At 64.4% G+C, this 1,561-nt stretch carries 1 protein-coding gene; it reads right to left on the bottom strand.

What is annotated here, in order from left to right:
- Window positions 1-99: 99 nt before the first annotated feature.
- Window positions 100-1,419 (bottom strand): cystathionine gamma-synthase family protein, encoded by a 1,320-nt coding sequence (locus ASE59_RS17750; protein ID WP_056459565.1) that lies wholly within the window; start codon window positions 1,417-1,419, stop codon window positions 100-102.
- Between the last annotated feature and the right edge of the window lie 142 nt (window positions 1,420-1,561).

Below are 1,561 nucleotides of genomic sequence, written 5' to 3'. Positions count from 1 at the left end.
GGGGGGGGGGGGGGGGGGGCTCGCCGCAAGCGGTACGTTCGACGAAGCCCCCCTCCACCACCACTTCGTGGCGGTCCCCCTCCCCGTGCCGGGGAGGATTTAGATTGCCGCCAACGCCTGTTCGAAATCGGCGATCAGGTCGTCGGCATCCTCGACCCCGATCGAGATTCGCACCAGATTGTCGGTGATCCCCAGCGCGGCTTTTCGTGCATCGGGCACCGACAGATGCGTCATCCCCGCCGGATGGCTGGCCAGCGTCTCGGTCCCGCCGAGGCTGACCGCCAGCTTGGCGATGGTCAGCGCGTCGAGGAACGCGAACGCTTCCCGCTCGCCGCCCTTCAGATACAGCGAGAAAGTCGATCCGCCGCCGGTGCAGTGGCGGGCATAGATATCCGCCTGCCGCGCCATGCCTTCGGCATCTTTCAGGAACCCCAGATAGCCGACCCGCTCGACCTTGGGATGATCGCGGAGGAAAGCGCAGACCTTTTCCGCATTTTCGCCCGCGCGGCTCATGCGGAGTTCGAGCGTCTCCAGTGATCGCAGCAGCATCCATGCGGTGTTCGGGTCGCAGATCGTGCCGATGGTGTTGCGCATGGAGCGGATCGTGTTGATATGTGCCTTCGATCCCAACACGCCGCCGGCGACCAGGTCGCTGTGACCGCCCGCATATTTGGTCAGCGAATAGACGACGAGGTCTGCGCCGTGTTGCAGCGGTTGCTGCCAAAGCGGCCCCAGAAACGTGTTGTCGATCGCGATCGGCGGTTTCTCGGCCATGCCGCCGGACACCGTGTCGCGGGCGGCGGCGACCGCTTCGATATCGACCAGCGCGTTGGTCGGGTTGGCGGGGCTTTCGAGATAAATCAGCGGCACGCGGCCCTCGGCCTTGCGCAGTACGGCTTCGATCTCGTCCTGCGTGGCACCTGCCGGGAAGTCGAGATACTTTACCCCGAAGCGGCCGAGCACGCGGCCGATCAACGTCTCGGTCGCGGCATAGAGCGGCCCCGAATGGATGATCGTGTCGCCCGGCTGCACCATCGACAGGAACAGCGTCGCGATCGCGGACATGCCGCTGGAAAAGACCAGCGCGTCCTCCGCCGCTTCCCATACGCCCAGCCGGTCCTCGAGGATTTCCTGGTTCGGGCCGTTGAAGCGCGAATAGACGAGGCCCTCGGCCCCGCCGGGACGCTTGCCGGTCACGCCCTCGAAATGGCGCTTGCCCGCAGCGGCATTGGGAAAGACATAGGTCGAGGTCGCGAAGATCGGCGGTTTGAGCGATCCTTCGGACAGCACCGGATCATAGCCATGACCCATCATCAGCGTCGCCGGCTTCAGCCGCCGCCCGCCGACGGTGTCGACCGATGGTTTCGGACGACGGCGCGGCGGCACGCCGGTCAGATCGGCTTCGGTTTCGTCGGACATCGTGAGTCTCTCCTGCTTTTTAGGGCAGGGTAGCGATAGTTGCAGGAGAAACCAAATTGCTGAATTGCTCCCCTCCCTGGACAAGGGGACTGTTTACACCGGCAGCATTTTGGATTCTTGTCTGTTCCCGAGGGTTGAGACA

The organism is Sphingomonas sp. Leaf10, assembly GCF_001421245.1.
Classification (GTDB): domain Bacteria; phylum Pseudomonadota; class Alphaproteobacteria; order Sphingomonadales; family Sphingomonadaceae; genus Sphingomonas.
The sequence above is the reverse complement of the archived record's forward strand: the minus strand, read 5'-3'. Positions and strand labels throughout refer to the sequence as shown.